This window comes from Salipiger sp. IMCC34102, assembly GCF_004145405.1.
Classification (GTDB): domain Bacteria; phylum Pseudomonadota; class Alphaproteobacteria; order Rhodobacterales; family Rhodobacteraceae; genus Loktanella.
Window position 1 is genome coordinate 1 of sequence record NZ_SELQ01000034.1, and the last position, 263, is coordinate 263.

The 263-nt window shown below is 65.4% G+C and carries 1 pseudogene; it reads right to left on the reverse strand.

Annotated features, from left to right (window positions below):
* Positions 1–34: 34 nt before the first annotated feature.
* Positions 35–263 (reverse strand): annotated as a pseudogene (locus EU805_RS17605) (MFS transporter); the annotation flags it as partial.

A 263-nucleotide genomic window follows, 5' to 3' on the forward strand; every position in this document is an offset into this window, starting at 1 on the left:
AAGACGTTTCGAGAAAGTGCCGCTTTCGCCCAGGCTACGCAATTGCGCCATCGACCGCCGACCCTGACCGGAAGGCCCCGGCGATCAGCGCGACGGCGGCGAACCCTATGACGGCAGAGGCAACGCCAGGCCCAGTCAATAGAAATCCGAAGAGAGGAGCGCCGACGGTCTGGCCCACGGCGATGGTCAGGAAGCCGACCATCAGGCCTGTTGCGGGCCGATCCGGTAGGGCGTGAGTGCCCCAGATGAGGTAGACCCCCGTG